Source organism: Streptomyces syringium, from assembly GCF_017876625.1.
In the GTDB taxonomy this organism is placed as follows: domain Bacteria; phylum Actinomycetota; class Actinomycetes; order Streptomycetales; family Streptomycetaceae; genus Streptomyces; species Streptomyces syringius.
Map to the genome: position 1 here is coordinate 3,651,545 of NZ_JAGIOH010000001.1, position 16,816 is coordinate 3,668,360.

General features: G+C 71.3%; 10 protein-coding genes, 5 tRNA genes and 1 riboswitch. Of the genes, 6 read left to right on the forward strand and 9 right to left on the reverse strand.

Features of this window, described 5'->3' with window-relative positions:
- Positions 1 to 133: 133 nt before the first annotated feature.
- The 9 genes from JO379_RS16075 to JO379_RS16115 all read right to left on the reverse strand — a co-directional run bounded on the left by JO379_RS16075 (position 134) and on the right by JO379_RS16115 (position 10,794).
- The gene (locus tag JO379_RS16075; RefSeq protein WP_307842021.1) at positions 134 to 1,420 is read right to left on the reverse strand and encodes a M23 family metallopeptidase; all 1,287 of its coding nucleotides are present in this window, start codon (positions 1,418 to 1,420) and stop codon (positions 134 to 136) included.
- Between the two features lie 11 nt (positions 1,421 to 1,431).
- A riboswitch (cyclic di-AMP (ydaO/yuaA leader) is annotated at positions 1,432 to 1,597 on the reverse strand.
- 220 nt (positions 1,598 to 1,817) lie between these two features.
- On the reverse strand, positions 1,818 to 3,179 hold the full coding sequence (locus JO379_RS16080) for a PP2C family protein-serine/threonine phosphatase (protein WP_372449087.1): 1,362 nt from the start codon (positions 3,177 to 3,179) through the stop codon (positions 1,818 to 1,820).
- 257 nt (positions 3,180 to 3,436) lie between these two features.
- Entirely contained in the window at positions 3,437 to 5,083 is a 1,647-nt protein-coding gene (locus JO379_RS16085; protein ID WP_130878769.1) for a DEAD/DEAH box helicase, read from the reverse strand.
- A gap of 228 nt (positions 5,084 to 5,311) precedes the next feature.
- Positions 5,312 to 5,515: a cold-shock protein gene (locus tag JO379_RS16090; RefSeq protein ID WP_130878768.1), complete on the reverse strand. Its 204-nt coding sequence runs from the start codon at positions 5,513 to 5,515 to the stop codon at positions 5,312 to 5,314.
- A gap of 201 nt (positions 5,516 to 5,716) precedes the next feature.
- Entirely contained in the window at positions 5,717 to 6,535 is an 819-nt protein-coding gene (locus JO379_RS16095) for a DUF6227 family protein (protein ID WP_242626128.1), read from the reverse strand.
- A 438-nt stretch (positions 6,536 to 6,973) separates the two neighbouring features.
- Positions 6,974 to 7,046, reverse strand: a tRNA-Lys gene (locus JO379_RS16100).
- Positions 7,047 to 7,188: 142 nt separating this feature from the next.
- Positions 7,189 to 9,495 carry a DEAD/DEAH box helicase gene (locus JO379_RS16105; protein WP_209515470.1) on the reverse strand — a complete coding sequence of 769 codons (2,307 nt, stop codon included), beginning with the start codon at positions 9,493 to 9,495 and terminating at the stop codon, positions 7,189 to 7,191.
- A 308-nt stretch (positions 9,496 to 9,803) separates the two neighbouring features.
- Positions 9,804 to 10,322 (reverse strand): hypothetical protein, encoded by a 519-nt coding sequence (locus JO379_RS16110; protein WP_130878766.1) that lies wholly within the window; start codon positions 10,320 to 10,322, stop codon positions 9,804 to 9,806.
- A 121-nt stretch (positions 10,323 to 10,443) separates the two neighbouring features.
- Complete coding sequence (locus JO379_RS16115; protein ID WP_130878765.1) at positions 10,444 to 10,794, reverse strand: metallopeptidase family protein; 351 nt, start codon at positions 10,792 to 10,794, stop codon at positions 10,444 to 10,446.
- A gap of 194 nt (positions 10,795 to 10,988) precedes the next feature.
- Here JO379_RS16115 and JO379_RS16120 point away from each other — a divergent pair.
- The 6 genes from JO379_RS16120 to JO379_RS16145 all read left to right on the forward strand — a co-directional run bounded on the left by JO379_RS16120 (position 10,989) and on the right by JO379_RS16145 (position 16,621).
- A tRNA-Glu gene (locus JO379_RS16120) sits at positions 10,989 to 11,061 on the forward strand.
- A gap of 39 nt (positions 11,062 to 11,100) precedes the next feature.
- A tRNA-Asp gene (locus JO379_RS16125) sits at positions 11,101 to 11,175 on the forward strand.
- A gap of 22 nt (positions 11,176 to 11,197) precedes the next feature.
- Positions 11,198 to 11,271, forward strand: a tRNA-Phe gene (locus JO379_RS16130).
- A gap of 179 nt (positions 11,272 to 11,450) precedes the next feature.
- Positions 11,451 to 15,404 (forward strand): ATP-dependent RNA helicase HrpA, encoded by a 3,954-nt coding sequence (hrpA, locus tag JO379_RS16135; protein ID WP_130878764.1) that lies wholly within the window; start codon positions 11,451 to 11,453, stop codon positions 15,402 to 15,404.
- Positions 15,405 to 15,587: 183 nt separating this feature from the next.
- Positions 15,588 to 15,662, forward strand: a tRNA-Asp gene (locus JO379_RS16140).
- A gap of 692 nt (positions 15,663 to 16,354) precedes the next feature.
- On the forward strand, positions 16,355 to 16,621 hold the full coding sequence (locus JO379_RS16145; protein ID WP_130878763.1) for a DUF6274 family protein: 267 nt from the start codon (positions 16,355 to 16,357) through the stop codon (positions 16,619 to 16,621).
- The last annotated feature ends 195 nt before the right edge of the window (positions 16,622 to 16,816 follow it).

A 16,816-nucleotide genomic window follows, 5' to 3' on the forward strand; every position in this document is an offset into this window, starting at 1 on the left:
TCGACGTCGTGCGGGACGGGCAGTGGGCGTAGGGCCTCTACGTTCGTAGGAGCCGTTTCCCGCCCGTACCCCTTACGAAACTGCCCCGCGCCCCCGACAAGCAGCCCCACGCCCCTTACGGCTGCAGGCCTCGTTACGGCTCCAGGCCTCGGCCGCGCAGCCACGACAGCGGGTCGACCGGCGAGCCGCCGCCCGGCCGGGTCTCCAGGTGCAGGTGGGGGCCCGTGACGTTGCCGGTCGCACCGACCCGGCCGATCACGTCGCCCGCCGAGACCTGGCCGGAGGTGACCACCATCGAGGAGAGGTGGCAGTACCAGATCTGGGTGCCGTCGTTCAGCGTCAGCACGACGCGGTAGCCGTACGCGCCCGCCCACCCCGCACTGGTGATCGTGCCGCCGCCGACCGCCTTGACCGGGGTACCGGTCGGGGCGGCGAAGTCCGCGCCGGTGTGGTTCGCGGACCACATGTCGCCGGCCTGGCCGAAGCCCGCGGTCAGCGTGTATGAGCCGACGGGGAGGGAGTACGAGCCCGAGCTGTGGCCGCCGCCCCCGCCCGAGGGCTCCGACCCGCCACTCCCGGATTCGCTCGCATTTTCGTCGGAAGATTCGTTCGAAGACTTCTCGGCGGCCTTCTCGGCCGCCTTTTCCGCTTCCGCCTTCTTCTTCTCGGCCGCCGCCTCGGCTTCCGCCTTCTCCTTCTCGGCGGCAGCCTGCTCCGCCTTCTCGGCCGCCGCCTTCCGGTGGGCCTCGGCGGCCTTCTTCGCCTCGGCCTCGCGGGCCTCCTCGTCACCGAGGTTCTGCTGGTGCTCGGCCTGCTGGAGGATGCGGGCGCGCAGCGCCTCGCCGGCGTCGGACGTGCCCCGGGCCGCCTCCTCGGCGGACAGTCCCGCCTGGGTCAGCGGCTGATCGGCACCGGGAGCCTGCGCCGCGGCGGAGCCGGAAGCGGAGTCCTTCTTCTTGTCGTCGTCATCCGCCAGCAGCGCACCGAAGCCGGGGATGTTCTGCGCCACGTCGGGCACGGATATCGGCGTCGCCGGGCGGTCCTGGGCGGTCGCCATGCCGCCCGCGCCGACCGCCGCGATCACGCCGACACCGAGGACCGCGCCACTGCGGGCCATCGTGCCGCCGCGCTGCTTGACGACGCGGTGTCTGCCGCGGACCGGGGCGACGGACTCCGCGGTGGGGTTCCACACCTCCCCGGGCTCCCCGGCCGGCTCGGCGGCGGCCACGGGGGTCACGGTGGACGGGGCGGCGACGACGGGCTCGGGCGTCAGAGGAGTCATGTACGCGGGCACGATCGAAGGCTCCGGCGCGTAGGCCCCGGCTCCGTACAGCTCGGTCGGCTCCGGCTGCTCGTACGACCCGTAGGGCCCGTACGACTCGTAGGAACCATCGCCGGGGGCAGGCTTGTTGGACGCCACGAGGGCGACTCCTTTCCTTCCTTCTCGCCTACCGGGTTAGCTGACGGGTTCGGAGCAGGAAGGTCTCCTACGGGCCGGAGTACGGCCCGATTCACCCCAAGTTTGGTGGTTCCCCGGTTCCCGGTTGTCGCTGGTGGTGCAGATGGTGCTGTGCCCGCGGGATTCGGCGAAGGCGCACGGTGCCGCCTCTTGCGGCGGCTGTGACGACCGCGCTGCGTTATCGAACGTTAATAGACATGGCTGGCGGATTCCAAGCCGAACGCCCGAACCCACCGGCTTTCGGGGCCTACTTCACAGGACACGCGGGTTTCCCGGCAGGCGAGTTACTGCGCGCTACCGGAACACCACGGAGTTGATCCCTCGTCAGCCGACATCCGCGGCACGTGCCGATTCAAGATCATTTACCGTCGTCGGGAGAAGCAGCGGGGGAAGCGGGGGGAGAAACGGCAGCAGATCCGTGCGGGGAAGTATGCGTCCGCGTGGACGTCACGGTCGCGGTGAGGGTGCCGCGCGCGGCGGCCACGGGATGGTGGAAGCCGTCACCGCGCCGGATCGCCAGAAGGGCCATGTCGTCGGCCGTGTGACCGCCCGAGTGGCGGGCCACGTCCGCGGCGAGCAGGTCGAGGAGCGCGTCGGGGCTCCGGAACTGTCTGCCGCGCAGCCGCTCCTGCGGGACGTAGAAGACGCCGTCCGCGTCCCGCGCCTCGGTCACCCCGTCGGTGAACAGCAGCAGCGTCGAACCCGCCGGGAACTCCCGCTCCTCCGCCCGGTCCGGCCACCCGCCCAGGTCCCCCATGCCGAGCGGCAGCGCCGGCACCTCCGGGTACGTCTCGTCCACCCGCCCGTCGATGTGCAGCAGCAGCGGGGGCGGGTGGCCGCGGTTCACCAGGCGCAGCGTGTTCGCCCCGGGCGGCACCTCCGCCAGGACGGCGGTGGTGAAGCCCTCGGACTGGTCCAGGTTGGCGCGCCGTCTGCCCTCCCGCCGCAACGCGTGCTCCAGCCGTGCCGCGAGCGCTTCGAGCGTGCGTTCCTGCTCGGCGGCCTCCCGGAAGGCTCCGATCACCACCGCGACGGCCTCCACCGCGCCCAGGCCCTTGCCGCGTACGTCACCGACGATGACGCGCACGCCGTGCGGGGTGTCCTGGACGGCGTAGAGGTCGCCGCCGATCCGGGCGTCGGCCTGGGCCGCCACATAGCGCGCGGCGACGCGCATCCCGGCGATGCGGGCGGGCGGCGTCGGCAGGACCGCGCGCTGGGCGGCCTCGGCGATGCCGCGCGCGGAGGCGAGCTGCTGGTCGCCGTGGCGCACGATGCGGTTCAGGCCGAGGGCGAGGAGGGAGACGGCCGTGACGGTGACGACCTCGGTCGTGGACTCGGCCGTGTCCTGTACGCGGTGGTAGACCGCGAGGGTGATGGCCGCGCCCACGGCCGCCACGGCGGTCGTCGCGGTGGCGCGCAGGGACAGCAGGGCCGCCGCGACGAGGGGGGCGGAGCAGAAGAAGGGGGCGTAGGTGAAGCGGGGAGGGGTGAAGTAGTCGAAGGCGGCGCCGCCGACGATCAGCAGGGCCGGGAGCCATTTCGCCGCGCGGCGGATGGCGGTCCAGTGGGACTCCCCGCCGTTCCGCGGTGGCGGGTTCCACGGGGGGTTCGATGCCGGATCGCGGGCCGGATCACGGGCCGGATCGTCTGCCCGGCCGCGTACGGGTTCACGTGCCGGGTCGCGTGTCGAAGCCGACCCGGGCTCGCCTCGCTTCCCCACCGTGTTCTCTCCTGACCGGCCGTCCCGCGCGTATCCCCTCAGCCTCGCGCGTGACGCTCGCGCGGGCGACTGGTACTGCGCCGTTGGTGGGTGAGCCCTGAGATCTGTCCGGCGGATTTCGGCTGCGGGCCGTCTGCCGCCTGCGGCGGTGAGCGCCCTGCGGGCGCGTCCTCAAACGCCGGACGGGCTGGTTGTGGCTGAGCTCAGCCACAACCAGCCCGTCCGGCGTTGAAGACCGTCAGGTCACTCCGTACGCGTCACGCCGCGGACGGACGACGGCCGCCGCCGCCTGTGCCGCCGCCACCGCCGCCGCTGCGACGGCCGCGGCCGACCGCGTTGCCCGGGCGGGTGCCGGAGCGGCGGGAGCCCTCCGTGCCGTTGCCGAAGCCGCGGAACGGGCGGCTGCCGCTGTTGCCCGAGCCGCCCGTGCCGGAGCCGGAGGCGTCCGTGCGGGTGCGGCCGCGGCCCCCGCGGCTGCCGCGCGAGCTCGACGACTTGCCGGTGCCCTGCGGCTGGGCCGGGGCCGGGGGCGTGATGACGACCGGGACACCACTGGGCTCGCGGGCGCCGGTGATGCGGGCGAGCTCCGGGTCGGTCGGGTACGTCTTGATGACGTTCGGCGTGATCTGGGCCGTGGTCATCATCCGGGACATCTCACGGCGCTGCTCGGGCAGCACGAACGTGACGACCGTGCCGGACTCGCCGGCGCGCGCGGTGCGGCCACCGCGGTGCAGGTAGTCCTTGTGGTCGGTCGGCGGGTCGATGTTCACGACGAGGTCGAGGCCGTCGATGTGGATACCGCGCGCGGCGACGTTCGTCGCGACCAGGGCGGTGACCTGGTCGGTGCGGAACTGGTCCAGCGTGCGGTTGCGCTGCGGCTGGCTCTTGCCACCGTGCAGCGCGGCGGCCCGGACGCCCTCGGACAGCAGCTTCTTCACCAGGCGGTCGGCGCCGCGCTTGGTGTCGACGAACATGATCACGCGGCCGGCGCGGGCGGCGACCCGGGTGACGGAGTCCTTCTTGTCCTGGTCGGTCACGTGGAACAGGTGGTGGTCCATCGTGGAGACCGCGCCGACGGAGGCATCGACGGAGTGCGTCACCGGGTCGGTGAGGAAGCGGCGGACGAGCCGGTCGACGTTGCGGTCGAGGGTCGCGGAGAACAGCATGCGCTGACCGTCCGGGTCGACCTGGTCGAGCAGCTTGGTGACCTGCGGCAGGAAGCCCATGTCGGCCATCTGGTCGGCCTCGTCCAGGACCGTGATCCGCACGTCGCCGAGCTTGGCGTCACCGCGCTGGATGAGGTCGGCGAGGCGGCCGGGGGTCGCGACGAGCACCTCGGCGCCGCGCGCGAGGGTCTGCGCCTGGCGGCCGATGGACATGCCGCCGACGACCGTGGCGATCCGCAGGTTCACGGCGGTCGCGTACGGGCTGAGCGAGTCGGTGACCTGCTGGGCCAGCTCACGGGTGGGGACGAGGACCATGGCGAGCGGGCGCTTGGGCTCCGCCCGTCGGCCCGCGGTACGGGCGAGCAGCGCCAGGCCGAAGGCCAGGGTCTTGCCGGAGCCCGTGCGGCCGCGGCCGAGGACATCGCGGCCGGCGAGCGCGTTGGGCAGCGTCGCGGCCTGGATCGGGAACGGCTCGGTGACGCCTTCGCGGGTCAGCGTGGCGAGCAGGCCGTTCGGCATGTCCAGCGCGTCGAAGGACTCGACGGGCGGCAGCGCGGGGGTCGTGCTGACCGGCATCTCGAACTCGCCCTGGAGGGGAGCGGCGGCGGGCTTGCGGCCCTTGGACTGGCCGCCACGGGGCTGACCGCCTCGGGAGGACTGCGGGCCACGCGCGCGCGACGGGCGGGCGGAGCCGCCGTCGGCGGAGGACGAGCGGGCAGGGCGGGCTGAGCGGGTCATTCGGGGACCTTCCCTCAATGGGGTGGCACGCCCGAGATCAAGGACTTCGCATCGCGAGGCCGTCCGGGACGGACGGCGGCGGAAAAGCCTGGGCGCGCTGGTGCGGGGGCAACAATGGGGCCCGCACCCAGTGGTGCGGGCCCCATTGCGTTAATGCTCTATGCGATACCCGGTCGAGTCATCGGGCCGAAAGGCCTTGACTCAGTCGACCGGGCGGGCATCCGATCGTCAGGCAGCGACGATGTTCTCGGCCTGCAGGCCCTTCTGGCCCTGCGTGACGTCGAAGGAAACCTTCTGGCCCTCGAGCAGCTCACGGAAGCCGGAGGAGGCGATGTTCGAGTAGTGGGCGAAGACGTCCGGGCCGCCGCCGTCCTGCTCGATGAAGCCGAAGCCCTTTTCAGCGTTGAACCACTTCACGGTGCCAGTAGCCATGTCTATCTCCTTAATGGGATGGGCCCCACACCGGAATAGACCGGCAAAAACAAAAATGCGCCTTCGGTTACAAAACCGTCAGGCGCACACGAGTTCATGGGTACCACAACTGCAACTTGAAAGACCATAGCACACACAGGCGGCCCCCCGTAACCCCCACCGCCGCCCCGGTTCCCCGGGGCCCCGCCGCGGGCCGGCCGGCTACAGCTCCACGCCCTGCGCGCGGGCGTGCCGGTCCGCCGCCACCTCGGCCTCCGCCTCGTCGAGGTAGACCTCGCACACCAGCCGGCCGTCGGCCGTCAGATTGTGCTCCAGCTCCCAGAGGCTGACCTCGCCGCCGCCTTCCAGCAGGAACGCGTGCTCGTAGAAGCGGCACCACGTCGCATCCCGCCCCGCGCCCCGGCGGCGCGGCTTGGTGATCAGCGCGATGTGATGTCCGAGCGCCCCCTGGAGCAGCTCGCGCACCACCTCGCCCGGCCCGTCCGCGTTCTCCGCGCGGCGCAGCAGGCGGCGGGCGTGGTCGGGCGAGGCGTCGCAGACGTACTCCCGGTGGGGACGCGTCGGCCCCATCGCGAGCAGCAGCTCCTCCGCCAGCCAGGCGGGCAGCTCCTCGGCCTCGGTGCCGGGGCCGATGCCGCCGCCGATCCGCTCGTGCACCCGGCGCTCGGCCTGGTCCAGCGCCTCCTCCCGGGCGTACACCTCGTAGAGGAAGCGGTCGTCCGGCCCGGTGTCGTGCTCCAGCTCGTACAGCAGCCGGCTGCTGCCGTCGGAGAGCAGGAAGACGTGCCGGTAGGTATTGCAGCGCAGCGGCCGCGGCTCGTCATTGCGCTGGCGGTACGAGCGCAGCTCCGACTGGTGCATGAGCGCGGTCCGCAGCCGGTCGAGCAGCGGCTCGTCGAGCTCGAACCCGTTCTGCGCGCGCTTCAGCAGCTCCTCCACCTGGTCGGCGGGCGTCGGCTCGCCGCCGCCCACCCCGGCCCGCGTCTCGCCCTCGCCCTCACCCGCTCGCGAATGCTCCACGTCTCCGCCTCCCGACCCTCGCCTCACCCACCCCGCGCACTTACCGTAGCGGCGCGAACACGGCTCGGGGGCGGGAATTTCACTAACTGAGCGCGGTTCAACGGGGTTTCGGACGGGAATAAGGGAAGAATGTCCGGGAAGGGGACGTACGCCCGGGCCGACCGCCAGGTCGCGCCACCCTCTCGCCACAACTCCCCGCCATACACAGGCAGTCACGCGGGAACCCGGCCGTCCGTCAGGAAACGCCCCTGGTCGCTGCCCCGGAGCGCGCGTGTCCGGGCCGGGTCCGGGAGGGCGCGCCTCAGTCCCTCGCCGAACGGCCCGGTGGGCACGCAAGGGGCACACCAGCGCCCCACAACGCCGGAGCGCCCCGCCCGGCAGGAACCGGACGAGGCGCTCGACCGCAGGTCAGGGGGCATAACCCCCACCCGCATCACGTAGGCCGTGTGGGACTCGAACCCACAACCAATGGATTAAAAGTCCACTGCTCTGCCAATTGAGCTAACGGCCCGCACCCCGCAGCATAGCCCGGCCGACCGCCGGAGCCCGAGTCGTATTCGCCGGGGCCGCGTCGCGGGTGTCGGAGGGGGCGTACGCAGAAGGGCCCGTACGGCACAAATGTGTCGTACGGGCCCTCAGATCAGCTGCGGCTATCAGCCGTTGCGCTTCCAGCGGGGCTTGTCGTCGCGGCGGCCGAAGGAGCCGGTGGCGGTGCCGCCACCGCGGTGGTCGTCACGACGGCCGGCCGGACGGTCGCCACCGGAGCGGTAGCCGCCGGTCGAGGGGCGGTCGTCGCGACGGTCGCGGTTGAACGGGCGGTCGCCGCCGCCGGAGCGGAAGCCGCCGCCGGAGGCCGGGCGGTCGCCACCGGAGCGGAAGCCACCGGAGGGGCGGTCGTCACGGCGGAAGCCACCGGACGGACGGTCGTCACGACGGTCATCGCGGCGGAAGCCACCACCGGCGGGACGCTCGTCACGACGCTCGTCACGACGGAACCCACCCGACGGACGGTCGCCACCGGAACGGAAGCCACCGGAGGGGCGGTCGTCACGGCGGAAGCCACCGGACGGACGGTCGTCACGACGGTCATCGCGGCGGAAGCCACCACCGGCGGGACGCTCGTCACGACGCTCGTCACGACGGAACCCACCCGACGGACGGTCGCCACCGGAACGGAAGCCACCGGAGGGGCGGTCATCGCGGCGGAAGCCACCGGACGGACGGTCGTCACGGCGGAAGCCGCCCGAAGAGCGGTCGTCGCGGCGGTCGTCGCGACGGAACCCGCCGGAGCGGTCGTCACGGCGGTCGTCACGGCGGAAGCCGCCCGAGGAACGGTCGTCGCGGCGCTCGTAGTTGCCACGCTCGTCACGCGGGGTCGACGCGGACTGCGCGGGCACGGCGGCGGCGGCCTCTTCGGCCTTGGCCTCGTTGGCAGCGGCCTCGGCCGCGGCGGCCACGGCGGCCTCCGGGTCCTCGCCACGCTCGCGGGCGGCGCGCGCCACGAGGCGGTCGGCCTCCTCGCGGAGCTCGGTGGCGCGGCGCTGGACGCGCTCCACCTGGCGGTTGAGGTCCTGGAGCTCGCGCTCGGCCTGCTTGGCCGCGTTGGCCGCGGAGTCGGCCTGGACCTCGGTGAGCGAACGCGCACCGGTGATCTTGGCGACGTCCTCGTCGAAGGCGCCGGCGCCACCGACGATGTGACGCGAGGCGTCGACGCCCGCGTCCTCCATCAGACGGAAGATCTGCTTGCGCTGGTGCGGCAGGGCCAGGGAGACGACCGTGCCGGACTTGCCGGCACGGGCCGTACGGCCGGAGCGGTGCAGGTAGTCCTTGTGGTCACCGGCGGGGTCGACATTCAGCACGAGGTCGATGCCGTCGACGTGGATACCGCGCGCGGCGACGTCGGTGGCGACGAGGACGTTGACGTGGCCGCCCTTGAAGTCCTCCAGCACACGGGTACGCGCGCCCTGGGTCATGCCGCCGTGCAGCGCGTCGGCGCGGACACCGGAGTCGAGCAGCTGCTCGGCGACGCGGTCGGCACCCAGCTGGGTACGGACGAAGATGATCGTGCGGCCCTTGCGGGCGGCGATGGCGGCCGTGACCGGCGCCTTGTCCTTCGGCTTCACGACGAGGACGTGGTGCGTCATCGTGGTGACCGCGCCCTGGGCCGCGTCCACCTCGTGGGTGACGGGGTTGACCAGGTAGCGCTTGACGAGGGTGTCGATCTCGTTCTCCAGCGTCGCGGAGAACAGCAGGCGCTGACCACCGGACGGGACCTGGTCGAGGATCTCGGTGACCTCGGGCAGGAAGCCCATGTCGGCCATCTGGTCGGCCTCGTCGAGGACGGCGACCTGGACCTTGTCGAGCTTGGCGGCACCGCGGTTGATGATGTCGCGCAGACGGCCCGGGGTGGCGACGAGGATGTCGACGCCGCGCTCCAGGGCGTAGATCTGGTTGCCCATCGACGTACCGCCGCAGACGACCTTCATCTTCAGGCCGAGCACGTCACCGTACGGCTGGAGGGCGTCGGCGACCTGCATCGCCAGCTCGCGGGTCGGGGTGAGGATCAGACCGCGGGGGCTCTTCTTCTCGGTGTGGCCACCGGAGAGGACCGTCAGCAGCGGCAGACCGAAGGAGAGGGTCTTGCCGGAGCCGGTGCGGCCACGGCCGAGGATGTCCTTGCCGGCCAGGGCGTCCGGGATGGTCGCGGCCTGGATCGGGAAGGGCGTGGTCACGCCGTTCTGCGCGAGCTTGCGGACGATGGCCTCGTCCAGACCGAGGTCGGCGAAGGTGACCGTCGGCTCGGCGTCCGCGTCATCGGAGTCGGCGGCGGCAGCGTCGGCATCGGTGTCGACATCGGCGACAGCGTCGACGACGGGGGTCTCGGGGGTGGTGTCAGCGGCAGCCTCGACAACGATCTCGTCGTTCTCGGGCATGACGGTCTGCTCAGTGGAAATGGACATGCGAAATGCGAAACCTTCCGGAGTTTCGGCACGCGCCCAAGCTCCGTGTCGGCTTCACAAATGACCGCCTCGATGCGGTCAGCCACGGCAAGGTAAGGAACGCGCCACACGGCGCGCTTCTGTCAGGCGCCGGGCAAATGGGATCAAACGATCTACCACCATACGCACCCACCACCACATCGCGCAAGTCCCCTTCTGCGGGACATCTCGAATGGGCATTCGAAGAGATGGCGGATACCCCTCCTGACCTGCCATTTCATCCCCGCACCAGCCTCCGCGCCTACGACTGCGAGGCAGCTACGAGGCCGTCATGAAGCGACCGGCCCCGCCTGCGGAGCGGGCTGCGGAGCGGGCGGGGTCGTCTCCGGGGGAGACGTCGGCGCGGGCGGCGAGGGCGGGCTGCTCGGCGGCTGCGAGGCCGGCTGGGACGGCGCCGACGGCCGCCCGGGGTGCGGCTCCGTTCCCGGCCCCTGGCCACCCGGCGGCTTCGACCGCTCCCCCGGCTTGCCCGGCTTCCCCGCGGGCGGCGACGCCCCGGCCGACCCGGCGGACGGGGAGGGGGAGGAGGACTCCGCGGACGCCCCCTTCGCCGCGGGGCTCCCGCTCGCGCCGTGCGGCACCTTCGCGCCCTGCCTGCCCGGACGACCGTCCACCGCCGGCAGCCCGCCGTCCGGCCGGGTGCCCACCTCGCGCTGCTTGCCCGAGCCCGACGGCGTCACCCGGTCCGGGTCGCTCACGCTCATGCAGCCGCCGAGGGCCAGCGCCGCGACGGTCACGGCGGCGATACGGGTGAACGTCACGGCTGACGCCAGTGGCTTTGCGGGCATGAGCGGGACCGCCTTCGGGTCGCGGGGGGACAGGCCCCCTGCCCAACTGGCCCCGCCCCGCCCAGGACACGCGCGGCGCGCCGCCACCCGACCGGCGTACCGCGCCCGGCATCCCTCCCCGTCAGCCGTAGCCGAGGGCGTGCAGCCGCTCGTCGTCGATCCCGAAGTGGTGCGCCACCTCGTGAACAACAGTCACTTCCGTCTCCTCCACGGCCTCTTCCCGGGACTCGCACATCCGCAGCGTCGGCCCCCGGTAGATCGTGATGCGGTCCGGCAGCACTCCCGCGTACCACTCACCGCGCTCGGTCAGCGGCGTCCCCTCGTAGAGGCCGAGCAGCTCCGGGTCCTCCGTCGGCGGCTCGTCCTCCACGAACACCGCGACGTTGTCCATCAGCCGCGTCAGCTCCGGCGGGATGCGGTCCAGGGCCTCGGCGACCAGTTCCTCGAACTCCTCGCGCGTCATCTCCAGCACGCTCGCCATTGTCCGCCAACGGCGCCCCGGGCGCTGTACCCCGGCGGGCACTTCCCGCGATCTTCTCTGCCGCGCCGCACGCCCGGCCCGGCCCCGCCGCGAAGGCTCAGGGAAACCGTTTTGGCGTTCCCTCCCTCCATCCCATATGCTTCTCACGTCCCCGACGCGCTGCAAAGCGCCCAGGTGGGCCATCAGCCCTCATCGTCTAGTGGCCCAGGACGCCGCCCTTTCAAGGCGGTAGCACGGGTTCGAATCCCGTTGGGGGCACGCAATACCGTGTGCGAGACTAGTGCTCGCACATTGCAAGGTCCTGTGGAGCAGTTTGGAGTGCTCGCCACCCTGTCAAGGTGGAGGCCGCGGGTTCAAATCCCGTCAGGACCGCTGCGGCTCGTAAGAGCTGCGTGGCTGGGTAGCTCAGTTGGTACGAGCGATCGCCTGAAAAGCGATAGGTCGCCGGTTCGACCCCGGCCCCAGCCACGGTGAGGCCCCCGTCTTCGACGGGGGCCTCAGTCTTTTCCGGGATCTTCCCGGGGCCCTTCCGGGGCCGGCTCCGGCCCCCGTGCGCAGCGCGAGCTCCGCCGCGCACCAGGCCAAGAACTTTCGCCACCTAAATGCGTTCGCCGCTTCGCGACCGCTGGTGCGATCCTGGACTTCGTATGTCTACGCAGCCTGCCCCCGCCACCGCCGCCGGCCTCGCCGCCCGCCTGCCCGAGCTGACGCTGCGCGATCAGCAGCGGCTGGGCCGCCGGCTCGACGGCGCGCGCCGCATCCGTAAGCCCGAAGCCCGAACGGCCGTACTGGCCGAGATCGCGGCCGATCTCGACACCGCCGAACTGCGCGTCGCCAGCCGCCGCGCGGCCGTGCCCGAGATCACCTACCCCGAACAGCTGCCGGTCAGCCAGAAGAAGGACGAGATTCTCGAAGCGATCCGCGACCACCAGGTCGTGATCGTCGCGGGCGAGACCGGCTCCGGCAAGACCACCCAGATCCCGAAGATCTGTCTGGAGCTCGGCCGGGGGGTCAAGGGCCTCATCGGCCACACCCAGCCCCGCCGGATCGCCGCCCGCACCGTGGCGGAGCGGGTCGCCGAGGAGCTGCGCACCCCGCTCGGCGAGGCGGTCGGCTGGAAGGTCCGCTTCACCGACCAGGTCGGCGGCGAGACGCTCGTGAAGCTGATGACCGACGGCATCCTGCTCGCCGAGATCCAGACGGACCGCGAGCTGCGCCAATACGACACGATCATCATCGACGAGGCGCACGAGCGCAGCCTCAACATCGACTTCATCCTGGGCTACCTCGCCCAGCTGCTGCCCCGCCGCCCCGACCTCAAGGTCGTCATCACCTCGGCGACGATCGACCCGGAGCGCTTCTCCCGCCACTTCGGGGAGGCCCCGATCGTGGAGGTCAGCGGGCGTACGTACCCCGTCGAGGTGCGCTACCGGCCGCTGCTGGAGGAGGACTCCAGCGACCCCGACCGCGATCAGATCACCGCGATCTGCGACGCCGTCGACGAGCTCCAGCGCGAGGGCGACGGCGACATCCTGGTCTTCCTCTCCGGCGAGCGGGAGATCCGGGACACCGCCGACGCGCTGGAAAAGAAGAAACTCCGGTTCACAGAGGTGCTGCCGCTGTACGCGCGGCTGTCGCACGCCGAGCAGCACCGGGTCTTCCAGCGCCACAGCGGCCGTCGCATCGTCCTCGCGACGAACGTGGCGGAGACGTCCCTGACCGTGCCGGGCATCCGGTACGTCATCGACCCGGGCTCGGCCCGTATCTCGCGCTACAGCCACCGCACCAAGGTGCAGCGGCTGCCGATCGAGCCGGTCAGCCAGGCGAGCGCCAACCAGCGCAAGGGCCGCTGCGGCCGTACGTCGGACGGCATCTGCATCCGGCTCTACTCCGAGGACGACTTCCTCTCCCGGCCGGAGTTCACCGACGCGGAGATCCTCCGGACGAACCTGGCCTCCGTCATCCTCCAGATGACCGCCGCCGGGCTCGGGGACATCGAGAAGTTCCCGTTCATCGACCCGCCGGACCGGCGCAACATCAAGGACGGTGTCGACCTCCTCCAGGAGCTGGGGGCGATCGATCCCAAGGAGAAGGACCACAAGAAGCGGCTCACCCCGCTCGGCCGCAAGCTCTCGCAGCTGCCGCTGGACCCCCGGCTGGCCCGGATGGTCCTGGAGGCCGACCGCAACGGCTGTGCGCGCGAGGTCATGGTCATCGCCGCCGCGCTGTCCATCCAGGACCCGCGCGAGCGGCCCTCGGAGAAGCAGCAGCAGGCGGACCAGCAGCACGCCCGGTTCAAGGACGAGACGAGCGACTTCCTCGCCTTCCTGAACCTGTGGCGCTATGTGCGCGAGCAGCAGAAGACGCTGTCCTCCTCGGCCTTCCGCCGGATGTGCAAGTCGGAGTTCCTGAACTATCTGCGGATACGCGAGTGGCAGGACATCTACAGCCAGCTGCGTACGGTCGCGAAGACGATGGGCATCCAGTTCGCGGAGGGCGACGCGGCGCCCGACCACATCCATCAGTCGCTGCTGGTGGGTCTGCTGTCCCATATCGGTCTCAAGGACACCGAGAAGAACGAATACCTCGGTGCCCGCAGCGCGAAGTTCGCGGCGTTCCCGGGCTCGGCGCTGTTCAAGAAGCCGCCGCGCTGGATCATGTCGGCGGAGCTGGTGGAGACCTCGCGGCTGTGGGCGCGGGTCAATGCGAAGATCGAGCCGGAATGGGTCGAGCCGCTCGCCCAGCACCTGGTGAAGCGCACGTACAGCGAGCCGCACTGGGAACAGAAGCAGGCGGCCGTGATGGCCTACGAGCGGGTGACGCTGTACGGCGTGCCGATCGTGGCCCAGCGGAAGGTGAACTACGGGCGGATCGACCCGGAGACCAGCCGTGATCTCTTCATCCGCAATGCCCTGGTCGAGGGCGACTGGCGGACCCATCACCAGTTCTTCCACGACAACCGCAAACTGCTCGGCGAGGTCGAGGAGTTGGAGCACCGCGCCCGGCGTCGCGACATCATGGTCGACGACGAGACGCTCTTCGACTTCTACGACCAGCGGCTGCCCGAGCACGTGGTCTCGGGTGCGCATTTCGACTCCTGGTGGAAGCACAAGCGGCGCGAGGAGCCGGAGCTGCTCAATTTCGAGCACTCCATGCTCATCAATGAGAACGCCGAGGCGGTCACCAAGGACGACTATCCGGATTCCTGGCGGCAGGGGCGGCTGAAGTTCAAGGTGACCTATCAGTTCGAGCCGGGCGCGGACGCGGACGGTGTGACCGTCCATGTGCCGCTCCAGGTGCTCAACCAGGTCTCTGCCGAGGGCTTCGACTGGCAGATCCCCGGGCTCCGCGAGGATCTGGTGACCGAGCTGATCCGCTCCCTCCCGAAGCCGATCCGGCGGAACTACGTCCCGGCGCCCAACTACGCCAAGGCGTTCCTGGACCGGGCCGTGCCCCTGCAGGAGCCGCTGGCCACGACGCTGACGCGGGAGCTGCAGCGGATGGTGGGCGTCCGGATGGAGCCGGAGGACTTCGACTTCGGCAAGGTCCCCGACCACCTGAAGATCACCTTCCGGATCATTGACGAGCGCAAGCGGAAGATCGCGGAGGACAAGGACCTCGAGGCGCTGCGGATCCGGCTCAAGCCGAAGACGCAGGCCGCGATCACCAAGGCCTTCGAGCAGGCCTCCGTGACCACCGCGGGCGACGCGGGCGGGCCGCGCGGCCCGGAGCAGCGCTCGGGGCTGACCCAGTGGACGATCGGGACGCTGCCGCGCACCTTCGAGACCCGGCGGGCGGGTCAGCCGGTGAAGGCGTATCCGGCGCTGGTGGACGAGGGCTCGTCGGTGGCGGTGCGGCTCTTCGACACCGAGCCGGAGCAGCGCGAGGCGATGTGGGCCGGCACCCGTCGGCTCATCCTGCTCAATCTGCCGTCCAACCCCGCGAAATTCGCCCAGGACAAGCTGAACAACCAGCAGAAGCTCGCCCTGTCGCGGAACCCGCACGGCTCCATCCAGGCCCTCTTCGACGACTGTGTGTCCGGTGCCGCCGACAAGCTGATCGCGGCGCACGGCGGGCCCGCGTGGGACGAGGAGTCCTTCCGCAAGCTCTTCGACGCCGTGCGGGCGGACATCGTGGACGCGACGCTGGACGCCATCCGCAAGGTGCGGGAGGTGCTGGCCGCCTGGCAGGCGTGCGAGCGCCGGCTGAAGGACACGAAGTCGCTCGTGCTGATCCCGTCCGTCACCGACGTCAAGGAGCAGCTGGCGGACCTCGTACGGCCCGGCTTCGTGACCGCCCACGGCGTGCGCCGGCTGCCGGACCTGCTGCGGTATCTGGTGGCGGTCGACCGGCGGCTGACGCAACTGCCCACCAACGCCGAGCGGGACCGCACCCGGATGGCGAAGGTGCACGAGATGCGCGACGAGTACCTCTGGCTCCTGGAGCAGTTCCCCAAGGGGCGGCCCGTGCCGCAGGAGGCGCGGGACATCCGCTGGATGATCGAGGAGCTGCGGGTCAGCTACTTCGCCCACGCGCTGGGCACGGCCCATCCGGTGTCGGACAAGCGGATCGTGAAGGCCATCGACGCGTTGGCGCCTTAGGCGCCGTGGGCGCCGGTGCTCCGGGAAGCCGTCCCCGGGGCCCCCTTCGGAAGTCCGTCGGGGGCCCCGGGGACGGCACTTCGGACCGGGCTCGCGGATTCACCCCGGATCGGGTTCGACCGCACCCCCTGACCTGCTGTAGAGTCTGTTTCGCAGCACCGCGAAGGCGGGAAAGCAAAGCAAGGTCCTGTGGAGCAGTTTGGAGTGCTCGCCACCCTGTCAAGGTGGAGGCCGCGGGTTCAAATCCCGTCAGGACCGCAGCAAAGTAAGGCCCGCACTCTTCACAGCGTGCGGGTCTTACTGCTTGTGCGGGGCCCGCCCGGAGCGGCCGGCGGAGGCCGCGCCCTGCGGCGGAGCCGCGATCGAACACAGCAAATCCCGTCAGGACCGCAGCAAAGCAAGGCCCGCACTTTCCACAGAGTGCGGGCCTTACTGCTTGTGCGGGCCCGGCCCGGAGCAGCCGGCCGAGGCCGCGCCCTGCGGCGGAGCCGCGATCGAACACAGCAAATCCCGTCAGGACCGCAGCAAAGCAAGGCCCGCACTCTTCACGGAGTGCGGGCCTTACTGCTTGTGCGGGCCCGGCCCGGAGCAGCCGGCCGAGGCCGCGCCCTGCGGCGGAGCCGCGATCGAACACAGCAAATCCCGTCAGGACCGCACGCACGCAAGGCCCGCACCCATCTCACGGAGTGCGGGCCTTACTGCCTGTGCGGGTCCCGCCCGGAGCGGCCGGCGGAGGCCGCGCCCTGCGGCGGAGCCGCGATCGAACACAGCAAATCCCGTCAGGACCGCATCGCGGCAAGGCCCGTGTCCCTAGAGTGGGTGCGGCCCCGCCGGAGGACCTCATCGGCGCGTGGCCCGGATCCCCCTGAGGATCCGGGCCTTCTTGCGTTCGACCTTGACTGCGACACGTGCCAGGGGTACCCGTAGCAATGGAGGAGGTGCCGCACTCCATGACGAAGACCCGGACCGGATCCGAGCGGACCGAGCGCATCAGGCATGAGACGAGGGCGTTGCTGCGCGCCCACCTCTCGGCCGCCTCGGGGTACCGCCACCTGACCAGACACTGCCCGGTGTGCCATCGGCTCCTGAGGCTCGCCCAGGAGGCCGGCAGCGGCGCGGGCGACGAGACCCCCGCACGGGCCGCGGGCGTCGCCGAGCGCGACACCCGGCACGACACCGAGCGTGATGCCGAGGGCGCGGCCGGCGCCGGGGGGTGACGGGCCGGTCGGCCGGGGACGAAAGTCCCTCTTTCCGGTGACCAACGGCTGCTTCCGCGACGGCAGTCGAATGCCAGGGTGGAAGCCGGGTTTCTCTACCGCAGCGGCACGGGGAGTGACAAGCACGTCGCGATGTGACGGGAGTCACCGAAGGAGTTTCCAGAGCGAGGGAACTTACCCCCCACCTACACCCGG